This window comes from Caballeronia udeis (assembly GCF_001544555.2).
Lineage (GTDB): Bacteria > Pseudomonadota > Gammaproteobacteria > Burkholderiales > Burkholderiaceae > Caballeronia > Caballeronia udeis.
Map to the genome: position 1 here is coordinate 20,468 of NZ_FCOK02000067.1, position 22,406 is coordinate 42,873.

Annotated in this window: 23 protein-coding genes and 1 pseudogene; 19 read left to right on the forward strand and 5 right to left on the reverse strand. The window is 61.0% G+C overall.

What is annotated here, in order from left to right; genetic code table 11:
• The first annotated feature begins 11 nt into the window (after positions 1–11).
• Complete coding sequence (locus tag AWB69_RS33810) at positions 12–776, forward strand: glucose 1-dehydrogenase (RefSeq protein WP_062091169.1); 765 nt, start codon at positions 12–14, stop codon at positions 774–776.
• Positions 777–864: 88 nt separating this feature from the next.
• On the opposite strand, the gene AWB69_RS33815 is transcribed toward AWB69_RS33810, so the two are convergent.
• Both AWB69_RS33815 and AWB69_RS33820 read right to left on the reverse strand, forming a co-directional pair.
• Positions 865–1,539, reverse strand: coding sequence for an RraA family protein (locus AWB69_RS33815; RefSeq protein ID WP_062091170.1), 675 nt, complete (start codon positions 1,537–1,539; stop codon positions 865–867).
• A gap of 38 nt (positions 1,540–1,577) precedes the next feature.
• A complete protein-coding gene (locus AWB69_RS33820; protein WP_062091171.1) occupies positions 1,578–2,786 on the reverse strand; it encodes an aspartate transaminase in 1,209 nt (402 codons plus the stop codon).
• 298 nt (positions 2,787–3,084) lie between these two features.
• On the opposite strand from AWB69_RS33820, the pseudogene AWB69_RS33825 reads away from it, so the two are divergent.
• From AWB69_RS33825 to AWB69_RS33890, 14 genes and pseudogenes are all read left to right on the forward strand, one after another.
• Positions 3,085–3,234 (forward strand): annotated as a pseudogene (locus AWB69_RS33825) (MFS transporter); the annotation flags it as partial.
• Between the two features lie 83 nt (positions 3,235–3,317).
• Entirely contained in the window at positions 3,318–4,115 is a 798-nt protein-coding gene (locus AWB69_RS33830) for an N-acyl homoserine lactonase family protein (RefSeq protein ID WP_062091173.1), read from the forward strand.
• A gap of 41 nt (positions 4,116–4,156) precedes the next feature.
• Positions 4,157–4,483: an NIPSNAP family protein gene (locus AWB69_RS33835; protein ID WP_062091197.1), complete on the forward strand. Its 327-nt coding sequence runs from the start codon at positions 4,157–4,159 to the stop codon at positions 4,481–4,483.
• A 124-nt stretch (positions 4,484–4,607) separates the two neighbouring features.
• Positions 4,608–5,492, forward strand: coding sequence for an NAD(P)-dependent oxidoreductase (locus AWB69_RS33840; protein ID WP_062091174.1), 885 nt, complete (start codon positions 4,608–4,610; stop codon positions 5,490–5,492).
• A 45-nt stretch (positions 5,493–5,537) separates the two neighbouring features.
• Positions 5,538–6,968 (forward strand): aldehyde dehydrogenase family protein, encoded by a 1,431-nt coding sequence (locus AWB69_RS33845; protein WP_062091175.1) that lies wholly within the window; start codon positions 5,538–5,540, stop codon positions 6,966–6,968.
• A gap of 39 nt (positions 6,969–7,007) precedes the next feature.
• A complete protein-coding gene (locus AWB69_RS33850; RefSeq protein ID WP_062091176.1) occupies positions 7,008–7,403 on the forward strand; it encodes a carboxymuconolactone decarboxylase family protein in 396 nt (131 codons plus the stop codon).
• Between the two features lie 74 nt (positions 7,404–7,477).
• Positions 7,478–8,821 carry an MFS transporter gene (locus AWB69_RS33855; RefSeq protein ID WP_062091177.1) on the forward strand — a complete coding sequence of 448 codons (1,344 nt, stop codon included), beginning with the start codon at positions 7,478–7,480 and terminating at the stop codon, positions 8,819–8,821.
• On the forward strand, positions 8,752–9,756 hold the full coding sequence (locus AWB69_RS33860; RefSeq protein ID WP_082913704.1) for an NAD(P)-dependent oxidoreductase: 1,005 nt from the start codon (positions 8,752–8,754) through the stop codon (positions 9,754–9,756). The genes AWB69_RS33855 and AWB69_RS33860 overlap by 70 nt, the downstream gene beginning before the upstream one ends.
• Complete coding sequence (locus AWB69_RS33865; RefSeq protein ID WP_062091179.1) at positions 9,756–10,145, forward strand: cupin domain-containing protein; 390 nt, start codon at positions 9,756–9,758, stop codon at positions 10,143–10,145. Before AWB69_RS33860 ends, AWB69_RS33865 begins: the two co-directional genes overlap by 1 nt.
• A 4-nt stretch (positions 10,146–10,149) precedes the next feature.
• On the forward strand, positions 10,150–10,926 hold the full coding sequence (locus AWB69_RS33870; protein WP_062091180.1) for a carboxymuconolactone decarboxylase family protein: 777 nt from the start codon (positions 10,150–10,152) through the stop codon (positions 10,924–10,926).
• 115 nt (positions 10,927–11,041) lie between these two features.
• Positions 11,042–11,716, forward strand: a complete 675-nt coding sequence (locus AWB69_RS33875) for a GntR family transcriptional regulator (protein WP_062091181.1) — start codon at positions 11,042–11,044, stop codon at positions 11,714–11,716.
• A gap of 80 nt (positions 11,717–11,796) precedes the next feature.
• On the forward strand, positions 11,797–12,576 hold the full coding sequence (locus AWB69_RS33880; RefSeq protein WP_062091182.1) for an SDR family oxidoreductase: 780 nt from the start codon (positions 11,797–11,799) through the stop codon (positions 12,574–12,576).
• A 28-nt stretch (positions 12,577–12,604) separates the two neighbouring features.
• Positions 12,605–13,948, forward strand: a complete 1,344-nt coding sequence (locus AWB69_RS33885; protein ID WP_062091183.1) for an MmgE/PrpD family protein — start codon at positions 12,605–12,607, stop codon at positions 13,946–13,948.
• A 56-nt stretch (positions 13,949–14,004) separates the two neighbouring features.
• Positions 14,005–14,904 (forward strand): NAD(P)-dependent oxidoreductase, encoded by a 900-nt coding sequence (locus AWB69_RS33890; protein ID WP_062091184.1) that lies wholly within the window; start codon positions 14,005–14,007, stop codon positions 14,902–14,904.
• 135 nt (positions 14,905–15,039) lie between these two features.
• Here AWB69_RS33890 and AWB69_RS46275 read toward each other — a convergent pair whose 3' ends face one another.
• Complete coding sequence (locus AWB69_RS46275; RefSeq protein ID WP_075644041.1) at positions 15,040–15,225, reverse strand: hypothetical protein; 186 nt, start codon at positions 15,223–15,225, stop codon at positions 15,040–15,042.
• 284 nt (positions 15,226–15,509) lie between these two features.
• Here AWB69_RS46275 and AWB69_RS47260 point away from each other — a divergent pair, with 284 nt between their 5' ends.
• Positions 15,510–15,620, forward strand: coding sequence for an FAD-linked oxidase C-terminal domain-containing protein (locus AWB69_RS47260; protein WP_082913705.1), 111 nt, complete (start codon positions 15,510–15,512; stop codon positions 15,618–15,620).
• A 21-nt stretch (positions 15,621–15,641) separates the two neighbouring features.
• Here AWB69_RS47260 and AWB69_RS33895 read toward each other — a convergent pair whose 3' ends face one another.
• Both AWB69_RS33895 and AWB69_RS33900 read right to left on the reverse strand, forming a co-directional pair.
• Positions 15,642–16,892 carry a D-amino acid dehydrogenase gene (locus tag AWB69_RS33895; protein ID WP_062091185.1) on the reverse strand — a complete coding sequence of 417 codons (1,251 nt, stop codon included), beginning with the start codon at positions 16,890–16,892 and terminating at the stop codon, positions 15,642–15,644.
• Between the two features lie 117 nt (positions 16,893–17,009).
• Positions 17,010–17,927: a LysR family transcriptional regulator gene (locus tag AWB69_RS33900; RefSeq protein ID WP_062091186.1), complete on the reverse strand. Its 918-nt coding sequence runs from the start codon at positions 17,925–17,927 to the stop codon at positions 17,010–17,012.
• Positions 17,928–18,175: 248 nt separating this feature from the next.
• On the opposite strand from AWB69_RS33900, the gene AWB69_RS33905 reads away from it, so the two are divergent.
• The 3 genes from AWB69_RS33905 to AWB69_RS33915 are packed head-to-tail and all read left to right on the forward strand — an operon-like array spanning position 18,176 to position 22,375.
• Entirely contained in the window at positions 18,176–19,405 is a 1,230-nt protein-coding gene (locus AWB69_RS33905) for an MFS transporter (RefSeq protein ID WP_062091187.1), read from the forward strand.
• An 18-nt stretch (positions 19,406–19,423) separates the two neighbouring features.
• A complete protein-coding gene (locus AWB69_RS33910) occupies positions 19,424–20,884 on the forward strand; it encodes a M81 family metallopeptidase (RefSeq protein ID WP_062091188.1) in 1,461 nt (486 codons plus the stop codon).
• A gap of 21 nt (positions 20,885–20,905) precedes the next feature.
• Positions 20,906–22,375: an N-acyl-D-amino-acid deacylase family protein gene (locus AWB69_RS33915; RefSeq protein WP_062091189.1), complete on the forward strand. Its 1,470-nt coding sequence runs from the start codon at positions 20,906–20,908 to the stop codon at positions 22,373–22,375.
• Positions 22,376–22,406: the final 31 nt, after the last annotated feature.

The window sequence follows — 22,406 nt, forward strand, 5'->3', positions numbered from 1 at the left end:
TTTTGAATCAGATGCTCAAGATGTTTGATTTGTCGGGTAAGCGGGCGCTCGTCACCGGGTCGAGTACCGGAATTGGCTTTGCGCTCTCGCGCGGACTTGCCGGCGCCGGCGCACAGGTTATCTTGAACGGCCGCAATGAAGCGCGCCTTGCCGAAGCGGTGGAGCGTTTGCGCGGTGAAGGTTTGACTGCCGATGCATCGAGTTTCGACGTGACGTCCCCGTCGGAGGTATCGGCGGCGATCGAGAGGATCGAACGTGAGCACGGACCCATCGACATTCTTGTCAATAACGCGGGGATGCAGCGTCGCGCGCCTCTGGACCAGTTTTCGCACGAGCAGTGGCAGGAGTTGATGAAGACGAACGTGGACAGCGTATTCCTGGTCGGGCAAGCGGTCGCGCGCTTCATGATCACGCGTGGCGCGGGCAAGATCGTCAATATCTGCTCGGTTCAAAGCGAACTGGGACGCCCGGATATCGCCGCCTATACCGCGACAAAAGGCGCGGTGAAAATGTTGACCAAGGGCATGGCGATCGACTGGGGCAAACATGGCATTCAGGTGAACGGGCTTGGACCAGGCTACTTCAAGACCGAGTTGACCGAGGCGCTCGTGAACAACGAGACGTTTAGCGCGTGGCTCATCGGACGCACGCCATCGCGGCGCTGGGGGGATGTCGAGGATCTGGTGGGGGCGGCAATATTCCTTACCAGTGCGGCCTCGAACTTCGTCAACGGGCACATTCTTTATGTCGATGGCGGCGTGACGGCAACGCTTTAACGAATGCGCTTTGCTGAAGACAAAAGCGACAAAAGCGCGTTGTGGTCACAAGATCCACAACGCGCTTTTTGTCTTTCTTACGATTGCCTTAGTTGTTGCACCGCTCCTCTAGCACATCGATAAACGCGCGGTCCCACTTGCCCTCTCTCATGGCTTGCATGGTGCGTGCTTCAGCCGCCAGCACCGCGTGCGCTTTCTCGATCACGGTTGCTGCGTCTTCCTGAGGAATCGCCAGCACACCGTCCTGATCGCCGACCACGATATCGCCCGGATTCACCACCATGCCGCCGACCGAGACCGGCACATTGATCTCGCCCGGACCGTCCTTATAGGGGCCACGGTGCGTAACGCCCCGTGCATAGACGGGAAACTCGCGGCTGCGGATTTCGGCTACATCGCGGATCGCGCCGTCGATCACGATACCCGCCATGCCAATGCTTGCAGCATAGAACGTGAGAATGCCGCCGATGACAGCGTTGTTGAGGTCGCCGCCCGCGTCAATGACCAGCACGTCGCCTGCTCGGCAAAACTCGAGGGCGCGCAAATACGTCAGGTTGTCGCCTCCACGGGAGCGCACGGTGACGGCTGTTCCGGCCATGGTCGGAGCGACCGGCCGATGGTAGGGCGAAAGACCCACCGTGCCGATATTGCGATGCATGTTGTCGCTCAATGCCGACACGGGAATGTCGTGCAATGACGCGAGGATCGCGGCATCGGCCTGAGGTGCGGAGGGATTCTTGCGAATGGCTTTATAAGTGGACATGGATCGACAAAAACGATTAATGGTTGCGGGAGCGTCGCTTAAACCAGTGCCTTGACCGCCGTGGCGATACGGCGGCAGCCTTCCTCGAGGACATCGAGCGACGTCGCGATCGAAAGGCGGAAGTAGGGGGACAGGCCATAAGCCACGCCTGCGACGACAGCTACACCGGCACTGTCGAGCAGATACATCACCACGTCAGTGTCATTGGCAATCACCTTGCCGTCAGGGGTGCTCTTGCCCAGCAACCCTGCACAATTGATGTAGAGATAGAAAGCGCCATCGGGCTGACGGCAGCGCAAGCCCGGAATGGCGTTGATCATTTCGAGTGTCACGTCACGCCGTTTTTTATAGATCGCGGTACTTTCAGTCACGAAGCTTTGGTCGCCATTGAGCGCGGCCGTCGCAGCCGCCTGGCTGATCGAGCAGCAGTTTCCCGAGGACTGGGACAGCAGCGTATCCAGTGCGACGATCAGGTCGCGCGGGCCTGCCACGTAACCAATCCGCCAGCCTGTCATGGCATAAGTCTTCGACACCCCGTTGATTGCGAGCGTCCGGTCGCGCAGTTCCGGTGCGGCCTGCAGGAAGTGGGGCGTGCTTTGGCCGTCGTAGCGCAAGTGCTCATAGATATCGTCCGTCATGACGAGCACATCAGGATGGGCAGCGAGCACATCGGCTAACCCGCGGTACTCGGCCAGCGTGTAGCTGGCTCCGGTCGGGTTGCTCGGCGAGTTGATCAATAGCCAGCGGGTGCGCGGCGTGATCGCGGCCTCGAGTTGCGACGGGGTGATCTTGAAGCCGTTTTCTTCCGGGCAGGCGACCGTTACCGGCGTTCCGTCGCAGGCAAGCACCATGTCGGGGTACGACACCCAATAGGGCGCCGGCACGATGACTTCATCGCCCGGTTCGAGCGTGATGGAAAACGCGCTATAGATCGCGCTTTTCGCGCCATTCGTGACAATGATCTCGTTCGGCGCGTAGGACAGCCCATTTTCGCGGGCCAGCTTCGCCACGATAGCCTCGCGAAGTTCAAGCTTGCCGGCCATCAGCGTGTATCGGGTGTCGCCGCGGTCCATGGCGGCAGCGGCGGCCTCACGAATATGTTTCGGGGTATCGAAATCGGGTTCACCGACCACGAGATTGACGATCGACTTGCCCTGGCGACGCAACTCGTTGGCGCGGTCTGCCGCGGATGTGCTCGGAGACGGTTTGATGCGCCGCACTCGAGCGGCGATTCGGGAAGTACTCACGGAATTCCTTGCATCGGCTGTGGGATTACCCATAACAGTAGAAGCGAAGGAAACTTTAAGCCAAGACGGTTTTAGTCTCGCGTGAGAAGAAACGCTTATGGTGTGGTTCGGTCACCTGCCGCGTGCGGCCGGCTGAAAGCCCGCGCATAACAAGATCGAGCGTACTTTCCTGTCCTCCTATCCGGCCGTCGTCACGGATCACCTTCTTGACGGATTGTATGATCGACATATAATAAGTTCAAAACCTGTATCCAAAAAACAGGCTGCTTTCGCAGGAAAATCCAGGAGATACATGTCGATGCTAGCCGAAGCAAGTATTGGGTATCGTCTCGACCGGTTGCCGCTCTCGCGCTTTCACGGGCGGCTGCTCGGCCTAGTTGCGGCTGGCATGTTCCTTGATTCGTTCGACATTTACATTGCCGGATCGGTGCTTGCCGCGCTGATCCACGACGCGAGCCCGGCCAGCGCACTCGAATAGTCGCCACTCAGCCGCCGTTCCCAAGCAACCTGCAAAGAAAGGAATACCCGTTCATGCCAACGCCCGAAAACTATCGCATCTTCGCAGTGAAGTACGCGCACCACGCGCGCCGTTCCACGGAGAACTTCATTGGCGGCGATTCGCACGATGTCCCCATGCCGCTCGATTATTTCGTGTGGGCGGTCGTCGGCGAGTCGCGCGCATTCATCGTGGATACGGGGTTCGACAACAGCATGGCGCAACAGCGCGGACGGACCATTACCCACCCGGTCGAAGCCGGTCTGAAGCAGATCGGCATCCGGCCGGAGTCAGTGGATGACGTCATCCTGACGCATATGCATTACGACCACGCGGGTAACCGCTCGCTCTTTCCGAAGGCGCGGTATCACGTGCAGGACAAGGAGATGGCCTATTGCACGGGCCGCTGCATGTGTCACCACGCGCTGAGCCATCCCTTCGAGCCGGAAGACGTGAAGGCGATGGTCGGCCGGGTGTTCGAGGGTCGCGTGCAGTTCCACGACGGCGATTCGCAACTCACGCCTGGCTTGAGCGTGCACTGGGTCGGCGGTCATTCGAATGGCTTGCAGGTCGTGCGCGTTCACACGGAGCGCGGCTGGGTCGTGCTCGCCTCCGACGCCTCTCACTTCTACGCAAACATACGCGAGAACCGGCCGTACCCGATCGTCTACAACGTCGGCGACATGCTTGAGGGCTTCAGGACCGTCATGCACCTCGCGGACTCTCCCGATCATGTCGTGCCGGGCCACGACCCCGAAGTTCTCAGGGTCTATGCGCCGCACGACCACAAAACGGAAGGCTGGATCGCGCGCCTGGATGTGGCGCCGCGTTGATCGCCCCTTACCTTGATCCTTACCTGACGGAGAACAACACCATGATTGTAGAGATGCGCGTTTATCACTGCCTGCCGGGCCGTCTGCCTGCCCTTCAGGAACGCTTTAGCACCACGACGCTGGGCTTTTTCGAAAAATATGGCATCGAACAGATCGGCTTTTGGACCACGCTGATCGGGCCCAGCAATCACGCGCTTACCTACCTGTTGAAGTGGGAGAGCCTCGCCGAACGCGAGACCAAGTGGAACGCGTTCCAGGCCGATGCGGAGTGGATCGCCAAGCGCGCCGCGAGTGAGGCGGAGAAGATGATTGTCGAGCGGATAGAGAACGTGTTCCTTACGCCGACAGCTTTCTCGGCATTGAAGTAAGATCGGGAAAACCCGTATTAATTGTCTATCGACTGATTGTCATACAATCGCATAGACTTATTGCATGGATGCGGCGAGGAATCGCCGCCTGTCAGTGTTGAGCTCTATCACGGAGGCGGGACAGATGACGCGACCGCAACGCATTGGTTTTATCGGGCTGGGAATGATGGGCGCGCCCATGGTGCAGTGCCTGGCGAAGGCCGGCTTCGAACTCTTTCTCGCCGATGCCGACGTGTCCCGCGCGGATGCGCTGACGAATGAAGTCGGTGCCACGCGGCTCGCCGCCGACAACGCCGCGTCGCTTGATGTACTGATCACCATGCTGCCGAATTCGGCGATTGTGGAGAGCGTGCTGCTCGATGGCGACGCTAAGGCGTGGGCGCGTCTCTTGCCCAAGGGTGCGGTTGTGATCGACATGAGTTCATCGGAGCCGGAACGCTCGCGCAAGCTCGGCGCGACGCTTGAGAAGATGGAACTCGACTATCTCGATGCACCCGTTTCGGGCGGGGTGAAGAAGGCCAAGGAGGGCACGCTCGCCATCCTCGCCGGTGGCGACGCCGACGTGTTGGCTATCTGCAAGCCCGTGCTCGACGCCATGGGAAAGAGTGTCCTGCATATCGGCACGGCGGGGTCGGGGCACGCGGCGAAGGCGCTGAACAATTACGTCTCGGCGGCAGGCCTTATGGCAACGGTGGAAGCGCTGCATATTGCCGAGCGTTTCGGTATCGACCCGGCCTCCATGACGGACGTGCTGAATGCATCGACTGGACGCAGTAATACCTCAGAAAACAAGGTCAAGCAGTTCATGCTGTCGGGCTCGTATGCATCCGGCTTTGCGCTGCAGTTGATGAACAAGGACCTGAAGATCGCGCGGGCGTTGTCCGAAGCAGTGGGCTATCCCATGAAGCTTGGCATGACATGCACCGCGGTCTGGGACGAGGTGTCGCAACGCTCGACGCCCGCGACGGATCACACCGAGATGTACCGGTTGCTCGTGAACGACGAATAGGCGACGAATAGTCGACGAACAACCCCGCAAATAGAGAGGATGCACATGTCTCGCGCGGCACAGTTTTATATCGATGGACAATGGACCGATCCGGTCTCGCCGGCCTGGTTCGACCTGATCGACCCGGCGACCGAAAGCACGATTGATCGGCTGGCGTTGGGAAATGCGGCCGATGTCGATCGCGCGGTAGCCGCGGCTCGCAAGGCATTTGCCGCTTACTCGGCGACTTCGGTGCAGGAGCGCATCGACTTGCTCCGCCGGATTGTGCAGGTCTATGAGCGGCGCTACGATGAATTCGCCGAAGCGATGCGCATCGAGATGGGCGCGCCGATCGCGTTTGCACGCAAGGGGCAGGCGGCGCGCGGTCGGGCACACCTGAATGCACTGATCGGCGTGCTCGAGAATTTCGAGTTCGAGGAACAGCGCGGGACCACGCGCGTGCGCCTCGAACCTGTGGGTGTTTGCGGACTTATCACGCCGTGGAACTGGCCAATCAACCAGATCGTAGTGAAGATTGCGCCGGCACTGGCTGCGGGTTGCACGATGGTGCTCAAGCCGAGCGAGTATTCGTCGCTGAGCGCGCTGCTGTTTGCCGAGGTGGCGCACGAAGCCGGGGTTCCGCCAGGCGTTTTGAACGTCGTGAACGGCGACGGACCGGGCGTGGGCGCGGCGATTGCGTCGCATCCGGATATCGACATGGTGTCGTTCACCGGCTCGACACGTGCGGGCATTCTGGTCGCACAGATGGCGGCGGAAACGGTCAAGCGCGTGGCGCAGGAACTGGGCGGCAAGTCCGCGAACATCCTGCTCGACGACGTGAACCTGGACGACGCGGTCACGCGCGGTGTGGCCGCATGCTTCACCAATTCCGGACAATCCTGTTCCATCCCCACCCGCATGCTCGTGCCGCGCCACATGATGAACGACGCTGCACAGATCGCAAAAGCGGCGGCGTTGGGCTACGTCGTAGGGGCAACGGACAGCGAGACCACGCAACTCGGACCGCTGGTCAATCGCAACCAGTTCGAGCGGGTGCAGGTACTGATCCAGAAGGGTATTGATGAAGGCGCGCGGCTCGTTACCGGAGGAACGGGGCGGCCGGACGGGTTATCGAAGGGTTACTACGTCAAGCCCACAATCTTTGCGGACGTCACGCCCGGCATGACCATCGCGCGTGAAGAGATCTTTGGACCGGTGCTATCCATCATGGGCTATGACACCGAAGACGAAGCTATCAGGATCGCTAATGGAACGGACTACGGTCTGGCGGCGTACGTACAGTCCGCCGATATTGAGCGTGCCCGGACCATCGGCCGTCAGCTCCGCGCGGGCGGCGTCCACCTGAACTATCCCGCACCCGATTTCAACGCGCCTTTCGGCGGCTACAAACGCTCGGGAAATGGCCGTGAATGGGGCGAAGCGGGCCTGCGCGAATACCTCGAAATCAAGGCAATGGTCGGCTACGGTCAAGACTGACGCTCCCGGAAATTACGTAACACGAGAGGACCACAAGCAATGGAAGACAACGCACGTTTTGACAAGGGCTTCGAGAACCGCAAGGAAGTGCTCGGCGCGTCGCATGTCGAGAAGTCCTGGGCGAATGCCGACGACTTCAACCGGCCGATGCAGAAGCTTGTCACCGAATACGCATGGGGCGAGATCTGGGGTGATCCGACCTTGACGTTCAAGACGCGAAGCATGCTCAACATCGGCATGCTGACCGCCATGAGCCAGCATCACGAGCTGTCCGTGCACGTCAAGGGCGCGCTAAAAAACGGCGTCACGAAGGAGGAGATCCGCGCAGTGCTGATGCAGGCTGCCGTGTATTGCGGCGCTCCCCTCGCGCTCGCGGCTTTCCGGGTTGCGACCGACGCAATCAGGGCTTACGAGGCCGACACCGTCAAGGGCTGAGGTCCTGCATTCCCGGGCCTTGAATTCAAAAATGCATCCGTGAGCGATGCAATACCAGATCAATGGAGACGAGCATGGAAGCAGTCACGACACATGGCGCCGCAAGGGCGGCGACCGGGCAGTCCATCGATGAGAAGCGTCGGAACGCGATCAAGGGCGCGTTTTTCTCCGAATTCATCGACATGTTCGACATTTACCTGCCGGTCGTCGTGCTTGCTCCGGTGCTGTTCTTCTTCCAGCCGCCGCATCTCGCGGCCGGCACGGAGGCGATCCTTGCGTCCCTCGTTTTCATCACCACCTTGCTGGGCCGGCCGATCGGCGCGCTGCTCTTCGGCATGGTCGCGGACCGGGTGGGGCGTCGCCGGGCGTCGATTCTTTCGGTCTCCGGGTTTGGCGTCGTCACGCTGCTGATCGCGGTGCTGCCCGGCTACGAAACGCTGGGTATCGGCTCCTACTGGCTGCTCGTGATACTACGGTTTATCGATGGCATTTTCCTCGGCGGCGGCTACACCGGCGCAATGCCACTTGCCATCGAATATTCGAAGAAGGAGCAGCGCGGCTTTGTCGGGGGACTGATCATTGCCGGTTTCCCGGCAGCCTATGTGACGATCAACCTGGTCGCCATGCTGATGTTCGCTGTGTTCCCGCTCAACGGCCTGCACTCGCCGTACGTACAGTGGGGCTGGCGTATTCCGTTTGTTATTGGTGCGGTATTGGCGGGCGTTCTCGCGCTGTACTACGTTCATAAAGTCTCCGAATCGGAAATCTGGGAGAGCGAGACCGGCGAAAAGAAGCCCGAGAAGCTGCCGCTTTCCGACCTCCTTCGGGGCAAGAGCGGACGTAACCTGCTGCAGGTCCTGCTGATGATGTCGGGCTTCTGGCTCACGCAGAACATCATCACGATCTTCATGCCGACGGGCCTGCTTGTGCACACGCTGCACCTGTCCGGGTTCCAGATGTCACTTACTTTGCTGCTGTCCTATTTCGTGCTGTTTTTCAGCTATATCGGCTCTGGGATGCTCGGACAGAAAATCGGCCGACGGACTTTCTTCGTGGTGGCGGGTCCGTTGATCGCGACGGTCGGCGCCGTCATTCTCTATGTGCTTTCCAACGTGGACGGCCTGTCGTTGCCGGTCATCATTCTGCTGGTCATGCTGCTCTCGGTGCTGGTCACCTCGCCGTGGGGCGTGATCGTGACCTACATCAACGAGCGCTTCGTGACCGATGTTCGCGCCACCGGCTTTGGCGTGGGCTTCAGCCTCTCGGTGATCATCCCTTCGTTCTATGCGTTTTATATGAACTGGCTGGGTGCGTTCATGCCGCTGCGGCTCACGCCGGTGGTCCTGCTATGCATTGGTGGCGTGATCGGTACGATCGGCGCGCTGATGGGACCGGAAACGAAGCACGTCGACTTTTGAACCTACGGCAGACACTCATGAACACGCAACGCATTGGCTTCATCGGTTTGGGCAACATGGGCGGGCGTATGACCCGGCGCCTGGTCGAGGCGGGCATTGAAGTGCTGGGCTTCGACGCCACACCAGAACGCGCGCTCGCAGCCGGCGCGCGAGCGGCTGCATCGATCGCGGAAGTGACCCGGTTAGCGGATGTCGTGCTGCTGTCGCTGCCGGACAGCAAGGTGGTCGAGGCGGTAGTGGAGGGCGCGGACGGCATTCTTGCCTCGTGCCGCGAAGGACAGACGGTGATCGATCTGAGCACGGCCGCCGCGAGTTCCACTATCCGGCTCAACGCGTTGTTCAAGCAGCGCGGCGTGCAGTACATCGATGCAGGCATTTCCGGCGGTGCGGCCGCGGCGGAAAAAGGCACGCTCACGCTGATGGTCGGCGGCGACGCCGCAGCCATCGACGCAATCCAGTGGGTCTTCAAGCCGATCGCGACAAAGGTCATCACCATGGGCGGGAGCGGCGCGGGCCATACGACCAAGCTGCTCAACAACTTCCTGAACGCGGTGAGTCTGTCTGCCACCGCCGAGGTGATGGTCGCGGGCAAGAAGGCCGGGCTTGATCTGCACCGGCTGCTCGACGTGCTCAACAGCAGCAGCGGTGTGAACTTCGCCACGCAGAACCGCTTTCCGAAGATTGTCGATGGCGACTACCTGGAGGGCGGCCTGACGAGCAAGTTGATGACGAAGGACGTCGTGCTTTATATCGACCGCGTGCGCGAGCTTGGAGTGTCTTCGCTGAATTCATCCGGGCCCCTCGCGAGTTTCGGGCTGGCAACGGCGCTGGGTTACGGCGATGTGATCAGCAACCGCGTGGTGGATGCGATCGGTGACGTGTCGGGTGGCGTACGCCTCAAGGACACCAGGAACTCTTCAACGGGAGAACAGTAATGAAAGTGTTTCGCGGCAGGGCCGAAGGTGCGGTATCCGAGCAACGCTCGGCTACGTTCAGTGGTGTCGTGTGGGCAGATTCGATCATGCCGATGACCGACAAGGTCACCATCGCGAACGTATTTTTCTCTCCGGGCGCGCGTACCTTCTGGCATACACATGAGCAGGGGCAGATCCTGCAGGTGACGTCGGGCAGCGGTTTCGTATGCGTCGATGGCGGTGAGCCGCAGGCGATCCGCACCGGCGACGTGGTGTGGATTCCCGCCAATGAACGTCATTGGCACGGAGCCGGACGTGACAGTTACATGGTTCATACGGCGACCTCGCTCGGAAAGACAATGTGGGAAGAAGAGGTCGCGGAAGCGGTATACCGGAACGCGGTGGGCTAGAGCCATGACCGTTTCCCTGACGCAGCGGCAGCAGCAGGCGAAGGATGCGTTCATGCACGTGCACGGCACATGGAGCGATGACTGGGAGAGTCTGCTACGCCTCGACGCAAGCTTCTTCGAGGCGTATCTGGCGTTCTCGGCGGTGCCGTCTAAGAAAAATCATCTGGACGACAAGGTGAAAGCGTTTGTCGCAATCACTGCCTGCGCGGCTGCGACTCACCTCTATGCGCCGGGGGTGGCGCAGCACATCAAGGCTGCACTTCGCGCGGGTGCTACGCGTGCGGAATTGGTAGAAGTGATCCAGCTTGCGAGCACCGTGGGCATTCATGCTGCGAACGTTGGGGTGCCCGTGCTGATCGAGGTGCTCGAAGAAGAGGGCAAACGCCAGGGTCCGGCACCGCTCGATTCCCGTCGTGCCGCGCTGAAGGAAAGTTTCGTTGAGAACCGGGGGTACTGGCATTCGTCGTGGGAAGGTTTCCTTGAACTCGATCCCGATCTGTTCGAAACCTACGTGGCGTTTTCCTCCGTGCCGTGGCGCGAGGGCGTACTGGAACCCAAGGTCAAGGAGTTCATGTACTGCGCCTTCGATGCCGCCGCAACCCACCTCTATATGCCGGGCCTGAAACTGCACATGCGCAATGCGCTTCGTTACGGCGCGACGGCCGAGGAGATCATGGAAGTGCTGGAGATTGTAAGCACCATCGGGATACACGGCGCTGTACTCGCCGCGCCTATCCTGTTGGCTGCGCTGGACGAGTTCGAACCCGGAACGCCCGGGTAACGTCCAGGTGACGTCCGGGTAACTCCCGGCCATGCAGAGCCTTGCGCAATGGCGGTTTCAGCCGGAACTTCGCGTATCATGGGTCACTGATAAATCGTCCGACGGGAATACAATCATGGCATCCGATATGGATTTGATACGACCGGAAACATTACGGCATCAGGTCGAGACTGTCCTTCGCCAGGCCATCATGTCCGGGCGTTTCGCACCGGGAGCACGGCTGGTGGAACGCGAGTTGTGCGAGACACTTGGCGTGAGCCGCACATCGATTCGGGAAGCATTGCGCCGGCTCGAAGCCGAGAAGCTGGTCAGCAGCGTGCCGCACAAAGGACCCATGGTCGCGGTCATTTCGAAGAGCGAGGCGTCGGAGTTGTACGCCATACGCGGTCTGCTCGAGGGGTTTGCAGCGGGGGAGTTTGCGCGGGTAGCGAGTGACGCCGCCATAGCGCAGTTTGGCGAAGCCGCGAAGGCGCTGAAGGCGAAGGCCGTGACGGGGGATCAGGCTGGCGTGCTGGCCGCGAAGACGGATCTGTATGACGTGTTGCTCGATAATTGCGGGAACGCTCTGGTGAAAGAGATCCTGACCAGTCTTTATTCGCGGGTGAACCTGCTTCGCGCGACCTCGCTGATGCATCCCGACCGGTTGCCTTCGAGTCTCAAGGAAATCGACAAGCTGTTCAAGGCGCTGAAGGCGCGAGACGCGCCGGCCGCCGAGACTGCCGCGCGCTTGCATGTGGCGAATGCAGAGAAGGCAGCCATGCGGATGCTGGACGAGACCGCGAGCGAATAGGCATGGCTCGGGCGTTCGCGCCCGGGTTGTCGTCTCCAATCTCAGGCCGGCATTTTCTCATTTCATTAGGATTACTTTTCATGAAAGGAAAGTCTGCGCTGGTCACCGGGTCGTCAAACGGATTGGGATTGGCGATGGCTGAAGGTCTTGCCCGCTCGGGTTGCAACGTCGTGCTGCATGGACTCGAAGCGCCGGAGAGCGTGCGTGAATCCCTGGCCCGGATCGAGCAGGATTACGGTGTCAAGGCTGCCTATGTTCAAGCGGACCTGTCCGACCCTGGCGCGGTTTCGACGCTGGTGAACACGGCATGCGAACGCATGGGCGGCATCCATATATTGATCAATAACGCGGTTGTCCGGCACTTTGCGTCGATCGAGGATTTTCCCGCAGACCGCTGGAACCAGGCACTGGCCGTCAACCTGACAGCCGCATTTCTTGCCATCCAGTTGCTCTTGCCCGACATGCGCGCGCGTGGCTGGGGTCGCATCTTCAACATGACGTCGGTGTACGGATCACGAGCCACGCCGAACCGCGTGGACTATGTGACGACCAAGACAGCGTTGCTCGGATTGACACGCGCCGTTGCGGTGGAGACGGTCCATGACGGAATTACCTGTAATGCGATCTGCCCGGGGACTGTGAAGACGCCGAATATCGAAAGTCGCATTGAGCAGTTGATGGAGGAGAAAGGTCTTGGCCACATTGACGCCGTCAAGCAGTTCCTCACAGGCAAGCAGCCCACCGGCGAATTCGTCAGCGCCGCGCATGTCGCGGATCTTGTCGTGTTCCTGTGCTCGGACGCGGGTAGTCAGATAACGGGGGCCATGATGCCGATGGAAGGCGGCTGGCTCGCTGGCTGAACGCATCGTGATACGGAGGGAGACGTTCATGAAAGACATCACGCGTACGCTGGCCGCGTTCGTCGCGCAGACGCAGTGGGAAGACATTCCGCCGAAGGTGCGCCATGAAGCGAAGCGTGCGCTGGTGAATTACTTTGCCGTGGCGCTCGCAGGTTGTTCGGACCCGGGCATCAGTAAAGCCGTGAGCGTGTACGGCCGTTTCAGTTCGGGGCGTGAAGCGGGGCTCATCGGACGGGAAGAGAAGACCGACATCCTGAATGCGGCCGCGCTGAACGCAATGAGCGCGAACGTCTTCGATTTCGACGATACGCATTTGCCCACCATCATTCACCCGACCGCGCCGGTGGCCGCGCCGTTGTTCGCGCTTGCGGAGAAGTTGCCGTTGAGCGGCAAGCAGTGGCTGCTTGCGTTTGTACTCGGCGTGGAAATCGAGTGCCGGCTGGGCAACGCGGTGTCGCCCGGGCACTATCAGCGCGGCTGGCACATCACCTCCACCTGCGGCGTGTTCGGCGCGGCGGCGGCCATTTCGAAGGCCCTGAATCTTGATGCCTCTCACATCGCCTGGGCATTCGGCAATGCATCGGCGCAATCGTCCGGGCTGGTTGAAACGCTGGGCAGCATGTCGAAGAGCATCAGCGTGGGCAATGCGGCCGGTAACGGGCTGCTCTCGGCGTTGCTCGCACAAGAAGGCTTTGCAGGACCCGAACGGCCCATTGAAGGCGAGCGCGGCTTCCTGCGCGTGATGAGCGATGCCACCGACGCCGATGTCGACTCCGCATTCGCCACGCTCGGCCGCGAATGGGCGCTGTTATCGAACACGTACAAGCCTTACCCATGCGGGGTTGTACTCAATCCAGTCATCGAGGCGTGCCTGGAGTTATCGGCGGCTCCGGGGTTTTCTTTCCCCAATGTCGAACAGGTCACGCTCAGTGGGCACCCTCTGCTGCGTGCACGAACGGACCGGCCGAACATCACGCTTGGGCGCGAAGCACAGGTCAGTGCGCAACACAGCGTAGCGGTTGCGCTTGCCAGAGGCCGCGCTGGCCTCGCCGAATTCACCGATGCAGCGGTGGCTGATCCACTCTTGCGGGCCTTTGCCAGCCGCCTTGATTTCGTCGATGACCCTGCGTATTCCGTCGAGGCTGCGCAGGTGACGATCGTGTTGCGCTCGGGCGAGACGATGTCGCGCCGTATCGATGCAGCGCGCGGCAGCCTGCAAGCGCCGCTCGCGGACACCGACCTGGAAGACAAGCTCAGGGATCTGGCCGAATACGGCGGGTCCTCTTGCAGGGCAAGCCCTTTGATCGACGCGCTATGGGCGCTGGAAATCGCTCCCGATGCGTCCTTGCCAATGCGCCTCGCCTGTCCATGAATCCATAAGCGAACACATGCGGCAAGCACACCATTCAACACTGTCGAGGAAACATCATGTCGGAACAAATGAAGTTGGGTTTTGTGGGTGTCGGCGTCATGGGGCGTCCCATGGCACGCCGGCTGATCGAGCACGGTCATTCCCTGGTGATCTACGATCGCAACGAGGAGGCGCTCGCGGAGTTATCGGCGATCGGCGCACAGGTGGCGAGCAGTGCGCGTGAAGTGGCAGATAGCGCGCAGGTTGTTTTCACGAGCCTTCCCACCCCCGCTATCTTCAAGGACGTCGCATTGGGCGCGGACGGATTGGCGTTCGGCAAGACGATCAGGATCCTGGTCGACCTGTCCACCGTGGGCTCGCGCACGGAACAGGAAGTGGCGGCCGGACTGCTTGAAAGAGGCATCGAAACCGTTGATGCCCCCATCAGCGGCGGTGCGGCGGGCGCGCAAAAAGGCACGCTCGCCGTCATGGCCGCGGGTAAACCGGAGGCTATTGCTCAGGTACGCGAACTATTCGATATCTTCGGGAAGGTGTTCATCGTAGGGGAGAAGGCAGGGCAGGCGCAATTACTCAAGCTGCTGAACAACATGCTTTCGTCAACGGCGTTTGCGATCACTTCGGAAGCTTTCGTGGCGGGAGTGAAGGGCGGGCTCGACCCGGAAGTGATGATGTCGGTGTTCAACGCGGGCAGCGGCAAGAACGGCGCGACGCTCGATAAATTCCCGAAGCAGGTGTTGCCGGGCACGTTCGATTTCGGCTTCCCGATCGGCAGCGTATGCAAGGACATCGGGCTCGCGGTGGAAGAGTGTCAAGCGCTTGGCGTTCCAATGTGGTTAGGCAACACCGCACGTCAGGTATGGAACTACGCGGCAATGCAGGACGGCAAGTCTCGCGACATGACTGAGCTCGTCAAGTATGTCGGGAGCTGGTCGGACCGCAAGGGTGTTGCCCGGTAGCGAAGGCGCGGTAGATCGCGAGGCGTATGGTTAATGGAGCGGCCCTTTGATCTTTGCCACTGGTGGCGCCGGACCATTGACCATAGGTGAACTGACGAAGCCCCACTAATGGGCAGCGCCGACCGCGATGGATGTTCAGGTCACAGAAGTCGTGTGTGGCACGATAACGGCGCCTTGCGGACCACCTCCACCCCCACCGCCTGGGCCACCATGTCCACCGGGACCGCCCCAACCGCCGCCGCCCGGTGGCGGTCCCCACCAGCAGCCGCCAAGTAACGATGTCACGGCCGCGAGGGCCGCCATAGCTGCAATCTTCTTCATGCTTCTCCTTCGGTTCCGGTGAGGTGCACTCGTCCACGCACTCGATACGTCGCATGAACGGCATCACTGTTCCGAACTTATCAGCTTCGACCAACGGCACTTGCTACAGCGAGTAACCAAACGATAACGACAGCTCCTGCTGCAAGACCGGTCCGGACCCTTGCCGCAGACGTTAAGTCAACGCGACGTGGGCTTCTACGCGACGCATCTAACACCTGACGAACTAACCGGACGATACAAAGTGCAATATGGGGTAAGCCCTTTGCGATGGTTCGTAAGCAGCTTTGCCTTCGGGGTGGTACCTGACGCGTTCGGAGGCGGATGTAGCGTCAATGCGTGCAATCAAGGAAGCGCTGGACCCCGCGCGCATTCTGAACCCCGGCAAGATTTTCTAGCTTGCCGTGGCGTGGTTTTACTTACAGCGTAAAACCGTCGAGCGGTACCGCCGGGAGGTGTTTTGCGATCAGGTCGGCAATGGATCGGCCGCTTGCAAGCGCGAGTGTAAATCCCAGTGCACCTTGCCCAAGGTTGAGCCAGAGATTCTCGTAGCATGTTGATCCGATGATTGGTGTGCCGTGCGGCGTGGCCGGGCGCAGGCCGCACCAGACCGTTGCTTCATCGAAATTGCCGGCGTCCGGAAACGCCGCAGCCGATTCGGCGCGCAGCGTGGCGACGCGGGACGGATCGACATCGGCCCGGCGGCCGGTGACGTCGGCCATGCCGGCGACCCTCAGCCGGTCGCCGAGACGGGCATAGACTATTTTGCGTTCGAAGTCCGTGATGCTGATGTGCGGTGCGTGGCCGCGCGGGTCGACCTGCATGGTCAGGCTATATCCCTTCAACGGATAAAGCGGAACCCGCAGGCCTAGCGGCTTGAGCAGCGCCGCACTGGCGGCGCCGGCTGCCAGCACGATCTGATCGGCATCGATCGCGCGATCGTCAGCCAATGCTTCGACTCGCCGGTCGCCGCCCTGCACGCGACGCAGGGCGGTAACCTTAGTGCCGAGCCGAAATACCACGCCGCGTGCCCGCAGCAGGCGGCTCATCCCGACACAAAACTGGTAGCAGTCGCCGCTGTCTTCGCTGGGCGTGAAGATACCGCCTTGCAACTGCCCGGCGAGATGCGCCAGCGCGGGTTCTTTCTCCACACACTCACGGGTGTCGAGGGCTTGCTGTTCGCAACCGAGCGAGCGTTGGTAATCGAGCAGGCGCAGCGCGGCGTCGAACGAGGCGCGTTTGCGATGCACCACCAGCTTGCCGGCATTCGAGTGGCTGAAGTGCAAGCCTGGTTCACTGGTCCGCAGTTGCTGCATCAAGTCACGGCTCAGGAACGAGAGGGCTAACAGGCGCCGCGTGGATAACTCGCTTTGGCGTTGCGTACACGCGCCGACAAACTGCGCGAGCCAACGCCACTGGTCGGGATCCAGACGCGGTCGAAAGCGGATCGGCGAGTCACCGCGCAACAGCCAGGAAGGCAGCTTTGACAGTATCCCCGGCCCGGCGAGCGGGGCGACATAACTGTAGGAAAGCTGTCCGCCGTTGGCAAAGCTGGATTCGAGTGCAACGTCCTCATTGCGTTCCACGACGGTGACGGTGTGGCCGTCCTCCCGCAGATACCAGGCGGTCGCCAGTCCGGTGACTCCTGCTCCGAGTACGAGCACATGCATGGAATAGTCGATGGTTGGTTGCGCTGGAGGACATTGTTCTGCAGCTCGCCAACGGCGTCCAATATCGACCAGCGCTCGTACTATAGCCGTCGGTTATAGAGACCAAGCGGGCCGTCTCTAAGACCGCGATAACTCACGGGTCGATGGCCCCGGCGCATCGTCACGCAGGAACTGGATGAGCCGCTCCGCTGTTTGCGGCGGCGGTCTCGAGTGCTCGGTCACCGCATAAACCTGCAAGGTCTCATCGATCGCAATCGGCCGGATCTGGATGTCCGGATGATGCTCGGGATAATTCGCCGTGAACGAGTCGACTATCGCAATGCCGATGCGCTGCTGCACCAGCGACTTTCCAAGCGGATAAGTCTGCACCGACAGATTGCTGACGGGCGGTTCGGCAGCATCAGCGAGCCACGCGGAGAGGATGGCCCCAAGGTAGTCATCCGGATCGATGGTGATCAGCGGTTGCCCCGCCAGATCGTCTGCCGTCAGTGGCTGGTCAAGCAGGGCGTCAGGCCACCAGCCGGCCGGCGCAATGGCGCACAGCGAGCTTTCGCATACCGGCGTAGCAACCAGATTGGGATGGGAGACGGGCCGCATGGTCAGCCCGAGCTCGATCTCGTCAAGCAGCAGCGCGTGTTCGATCTCGCGGGTGTGCGCGACGCTCAGCTCGCACTTGGATTGAGGAAACGCGCGGCACCAGCGCGCCATGACCTGCGGCAGCGCGTGGTGCGCAAGCGCGGGCGTAGCGGCGACCCGCAACGGGCGGACAGCGCCGTGCGCAAGGCTCGTGACAAGCCGCCGGATGCGCTTCAGTTGTTCATCGAACGGGCCGAGTTCTTCGCGCAAGCGCAACGCCTCGGGGGTGGGCACCAGCTTGCCCTTGCTGCGCAGGAACAGCGCGAAGCCGGCGGACTGCTCGGCGTGCTGCAGCATCTTGCTGACAGCGGGCTGCGAGATGTGCAGGAGCTTGGCCGCGCCGTTGGTCGAGCCGGTGAGCATGATCGCGCTGAAGATTTCTATATGTCGCAAACGCACCTGAGTCTCCTGGATTGACATCGCCATGCAGCTTACGATACGGCCCGGTCATTTGGAACACGGTTCTCGGCCTGAGCTGCCTGGACTTCTGTAAGCCTCCTATAACACAGGGTTATATTTTGGAATTTTATTTTCATTAGACGCAGCCCGGACGCGCCCTCATATTCGGTCTGCAGGCCGGTCCCGCGCGCCGAACGGCCGCCGGGGGTATCGAGTGCGTCGTAGCGCTAACGTGAAGTGGAGGGCTTATGGAGTCTGCGGGGTACGTGTTTTCCCGGTCGCAAAAAATGGTGTGTCTGTCGGGGCTGTTCCTTGCGTGGGCAGTCGGCTACGCGGACCGGATCCTGATGAGCACCGCGATCATTCCGATCAGTCATGAATTCGCGCTCGATACCCGGCAAGCCGGCATGTTGCTAAGCGCGTTCTACATAAGTTATGCATTCATGCAGCTCGCTGGCGGCTGGCTCTCGGACCGCTTCGGCTCGAGGATTATCGTGGTGTTATGTATCGTCATGTGGTCGGTGTTCACCGGCGCGACGAGCCTTGCGTGGTCGTTCGGTTCGCTCCTTGCGATCCGTTTCATGTTCGGCATGGGCGAGGGCAGCTTCTCGCCGGCCAGTTCAGTGACGGTCGCCGAGGTATTTCCAAAGCCCGAGCGGGCGCGCGCCAAGTCGTTCCTGATTTCAACCACGTTCCTGGGCAATGCCGCCGGATCCGGCCTGATCGCGCTTACCGTCGTGCATCTCGGCTGGCGCGGGGCATTTCATATCCTTGCCGGTGCGGGCTTGCTCGTAGCGATGATCCTGTGGCTTTCGCTGCGCGGCGGCGTCGCGCAGCAGAGGGCGCGCGTCGCGAACCGGCCGCGGCATTTGTGGCGCTCGCTGCTGCGCATCCGGATGGCGTGGAAGCTGACCGCCATCTGGTTCTTCACCAGCATGTTATATGTCGGCGTACAGTCGTGGATGCCGTCGTACCTGATGAAGACCTATCACATCGATCTGCTTCACATCAGTCTGGCGGTGACTGTGCCGAACCTGATCGCATTTGCAGGCACGAATGTAGTGGGTGCGTTGCTGGACAAATACGGCAAGAGCAAGGAACGTTTGTTCCTTGTGATGGGGGCGCTGATGAGCGCGGTATTTCTTGCATTGATGATCACGACCACCATGATCTCGTTGCTGCTGATCTACTGGACGCTGTTCTCGCTGGCGTTCAATTTCGTCTATGCGACGGTTTTTTCAGCGCCGCTGCGGCACTTCCCCGAACATCTGGTCGGCAGCGCCACGGGCCTGATGAATTTTGGCGGACAGATTGCGGGCTCGATTGCGCCGTTGGCAATGGGCACGCTGATCGCCGCATTCGACGGTTCGTTTTTTGCTGCGTTCTGGCTGCTGCTGGTTTCCGCGATCCTGGCGGTGCTGGTAGCGTCGACGTGGAGTCCGGCCAACGAGCCGCCTCTGCCGAGCCTGCAAACCTGAACACCAAAGGAGACCCCAATGCGTGTGTTTACCGGCAGCCTCGCGACGGAAACAAACACCTTCGCGCCAATCCCCACAGGCCTGGGCGCGTTCCATGATCGCGGTTATTTCCGGGCCGGGCAGCATCCCGACGAAATGACTTTCTTCGGCGGTCCCTTGTGGGCGGCACGGCAACGCGCCGCAACCTATGGCTGGACGCTCAGTGAAGGGCTCGTCGCATCGGCGAATCCCGGCGGCGTGGTCACGCGCCTGGCGTATGAGACCTTGCGAGACGAACTGCTGGCTGATCTGCGCGCGGCCTTGCCCATCGACATCGTGTTGCTCGGCCTGCATGGTGCAATGGTGGCTGACGGTTACGACGATTGCGAGGGCGATCTGTTGCGCGAGGTCCGGCAGATAGTGGGCCCTGACGCGGTGATCGGTGCGGAGCTGGACCCGCATGCGCACTTGAGTGAAGCGATGGTCGGCCATGCCAACGTGCTCATCACGTTCAAGGAGTACCCGCATACCGACGTGCTGGAGCGGGCGCTTGAACTGGCCGATCTCTGTCACCGCACTGCGCTGGGCGAAATCGATCCGGTGGCGGCAGTGGTGGACTGCGGCATGGTCGTGCCGATTCATACCACGCGCGAACCCGGCCGCTCGCTGACGGATCGCGCCCAGGCGCTTGAGGGACACGACGGCGTGTTGTCTATCTCGATCGTGCAGGGCTTCGCGACCGGGGACGTCAAGGACATGGGCACCAAGGTCCTGGTCTATGCGGATGGCGATGCGCCCACGGCGCAAACCATTGCAAGGAGGTTCGCCGATGAGGTCATCACCTTGCGCGACGCCTTGCTCGTGCGTTACCTCGACATAGACACGGCGCTGGACCGCGCGCTGGCATCTTCCGGCGGCCCAGTCGTGCTGGCGGACCGCTCCGACAATCCGGGCAGCGGCGCAGCCGGCGACTCGACCTTCATCCTTCAACGCATGCTGGCGCGCCGCATTGGTAATGCCGCGCTCGGACCGTTGTGGGATCCGGTTGCGGTCAGCATCGCTTTGGATGCCGGCGTCGGCGCTACGCTTGATCTGCGGATCGGCGGCAAGATCGGGCCGCTCTCGGGCACGCCGGTCGATGGGCGGTGTCTGGTGCGCGCCGTGTTCCCGGACATGACAATGACCGGTCAGGCAAGCACGCCATCGCCGCTCGGCGACTGTGCGCTGGTCGAATTGCAAGGCATTGAGATCGTTCTGTCCACGCGCCGCGCGCAGGCGCTCAACATCGATCTGTTCACGCAACTCGAGTGCGATCTGGCGAGTAAGAAGATGGTAGTGGTGAAGTCGGCGCAGCATTTTCATGCATCGTTTTCCACCATTGCTCACGAGATCATCTACGTTGGCGCGCCCGGTTCCGCGAGTCCCGACTGGTCTGCGTTGCCGTATAAAAAGATCAAGCTGCCCAAGTGGCCCATTCACAACCGGCCGCATGTCAAATGATTACGAAATGGACTATCTTTCATGATTAATCAGGATGCCGATTTATTTGATCTCATCATTCGCGGCGGTACGGTGATCGACGGCACGCGTCGTCCGCGCTTTGACGCCGACGTGGGTATCCGCAACGGACGTATCGCGGAGATCGGTGACCTGCGAGCGCGTTCAGCGGCGAAGATTATCGATGCAACCGGCAAGATCGTCGCGCCGGGTTTTATCGATTCGCATACTCATGACGACTCTGCTGTTCTCTTCGATCCGCAGATGATCTGCAAGATCTCCCAGGGTGTAACCACGGTCGTGACCGGCAACTGCGGCATCAGCCTTGCGCCATTGAGCCCGGATGCGCCGCGCCCAATGCCGTTGAGCTTGTTGACGGACGACGAACACGCGCCACGCGCTGCATTTTCGCGTTTTGCCGACTATCTCGACGCGGTTCGCCGCTCGCCATCATCCGTCAACGTGGCCGCGATGGTGGGTCACACCACCCTGCGCGTGATGACAATGGACTCGCTCGATCGGGCAGCCGATGACGGGGAGATCGAAGCGATGCAGGGCTTGTTGACCGAAGCGCTGGAAGCTGGTGCAATTGGCATTTCCACGGGCACGTACTATCCGCCCGCCGCCGCTGCGCCAACGGAAGAAGTGATCAGGGTGTGCCGCCCGTTGACCGGCACCGGCGCGGTCTATGTGACGCACATGCGCAACGAGGCGGACGGCTGCATCGACTCGCTCAACGAGACGTTCGAGATCGGCCGCGCGCTCGACGTGCCGGTCGTGATTTCGCATCACAAGCTGCAACGCGAGGCGAACTTCGGCAGGTCGACGCTGACGTTGCCGATGATCCGTGCGGCAATGCAATGCCAGTGCGTGGCACTCGATTGTTATCCCTACGACGCCAGCTCGACCATGCTGCACACCGATGAAACGAAACTCCAGGGACGGGTGCGTATTGCGACCAGTGAACCCCATCCCGAACTGGCGGGTCGTGATCTGGGGGAGATTGCACAGGAGTGGGGCGTAAGCCGCACCGAGGCGTCCAGACGCTTGCAACCGGCGAGCGCGATCTACTTCAGCATGGACGAGAACGACGTGCGGCGCATCCTGGCATTCGACGACACGATGATCGGATCGGACGGGCTGGCGTTGGGCGAGAAGCCGCATCCGCGTTTGTGGGGTACGTTTCCACGCGTGCTTGGACACTACAGTCGCGACGTCGGCCTGTTTCCATTGGAAACCGCAGTGTGGAAGATGAGCGGACTCACAGCCAGGAACTTCGGCTTGACGGGACGCGGCACGCTTGAGACGGGTAATCACGCTGATATCGTTATATTCGACGCCGCCACCATCAAGGACCGGGCAACCTACGACACGCCGACCGACGCCGCCGACGGTGTGGAAGCCGTGGTGGTGAACGGGGAGTTGACGTGGTGGCAAGGCGCGCATTGTGGTGCGCGCGCAGGGGAGGTGATTGTCCGGTCCCGGGTGAGTTGAGAGTCGGGGACGGGGTTATCGTGTCGATGGA

Bases quoted from the DNA above. Each gene is read 5' to 3' on its own strand.
- AWB69_RS33810 (WP_062091169.1), top strand. From the start codon at position 12: ATGCTCAAGATGTTTGATTTGTCGGGTAAGCGGGCGCTCGTCACCGGG.
- AWB69_RS33815 (WP_062091170.1), bottom strand. From the start codon at position 1,539: ATGTCCACTTATAAAGCCATTCGCAAGAATCCCTCCGCACCTCAGGCC.
- AWB69_RS33830 (WP_062091173.1), top strand. From the start codon at position 3,318: ATGCCAACGCCCGAAAACTATCGCATCTTCGCAGTGAAGTACGCGCAC.
- AWB69_RS33835 (WP_062091197.1), top strand. From the start codon at position 4,157: ATGATTGTAGAGATGCGCGTTTATCACTGCCTGCCGGGCCGTCTGCCT.
- AWB69_RS33840 (WP_062091174.1), top strand. From the start codon at position 4,608: ATGACGCGACCGCAACGCATTGGTTTTATCGGGCTGGGAATGATGGGC.
- AWB69_RS33845 (WP_062091175.1), top strand. From the start codon at position 5,538: ATGTCTCGCGCGGCACAGTTTTATATCGATGGACAATGGACCGATCCG.
- AWB69_RS33850 (WP_062091176.1), top strand. From the start codon at position 7,008: ATGGAAGACAACGCACGTTTTGACAAGGGCTTCGAGAACCGCAAGGAA.
- AWB69_RS33855 (WP_062091177.1), top strand. From the start codon at position 7,478: ATGGAAGCAGTCACGACACATGGCGCCGCAAGGGCGGCGACCGGGCAG.
- AWB69_RS33860 (WP_082913704.1), top strand. From the start codon at position 8,752: ATGCATTGGTGGCGTGATCGGTACGATCGGCGCGCTGATGGGACCGGA.
- AWB69_RS33865 (WP_062091179.1), top strand. From the start codon at position 9,756: ATGAAAGTGTTTCGCGGCAGGGCCGAAGGTGCGGTATCCGAGCAACGC.
- AWB69_RS33870 (WP_062091180.1), top strand. From the start codon at position 10,150: ATGACCGTTTCCCTGACGCAGCGGCAGCAGCAGGCGAAGGATGCGTTC.
- AWB69_RS33875 (WP_062091181.1), top strand. From the start codon at position 11,042: ATGGCATCCGATATGGATTTGATACGACCGGAAACATTACGGCATCAG.
- AWB69_RS33880 (WP_062091182.1), top strand. From the start codon at position 11,797: ATGAAAGGAAAGTCTGCGCTGGTCACCGGGTCGTCAAACGGATTGGGA.
- AWB69_RS33885 (WP_062091183.1), top strand. From the start codon at position 12,605: ATGAAAGACATCACGCGTACGCTGGCCGCGTTCGTCGCGCAGACGCAG.
- AWB69_RS33890 (WP_062091184.1), top strand. From the start codon at position 14,005: ATGTCGGAACAAATGAAGTTGGGTTTTGTGGGTGTCGGCGTCATGGGG.
- AWB69_RS46275 (WP_075644041.1), bottom strand. From the start codon at position 15,225: ATGAAGAAGATTGCAGCTATGGCGGCCCTCGCGGCCGTGACATCGTTA.
- AWB69_RS33895 (WP_062091185.1), bottom strand. From the start codon at position 16,892: ATGCATGTGCTCGTACTCGGAGCAGGAGTCACCGGACTGGCGACCGCC.
- AWB69_RS33905 (WP_062091187.1), top strand. From the start codon at position 18,176: ATGGAGTCTGCGGGGTACGTGTTTTCCCGGTCGCAAAAAATGGTGTGT.
- AWB69_RS33910 (WP_062091188.1), top strand. From the start codon at position 19,424: ATGCGTGTGTTTACCGGCAGCCTCGCGACGGAAACAAACACCTTCGCG.
- AWB69_RS33915 (WP_062091189.1), top strand. From the start codon at position 20,906: ATGATTAATCAGGATGCCGATTTATTTGATCTCATCATTCGCGGCGGT.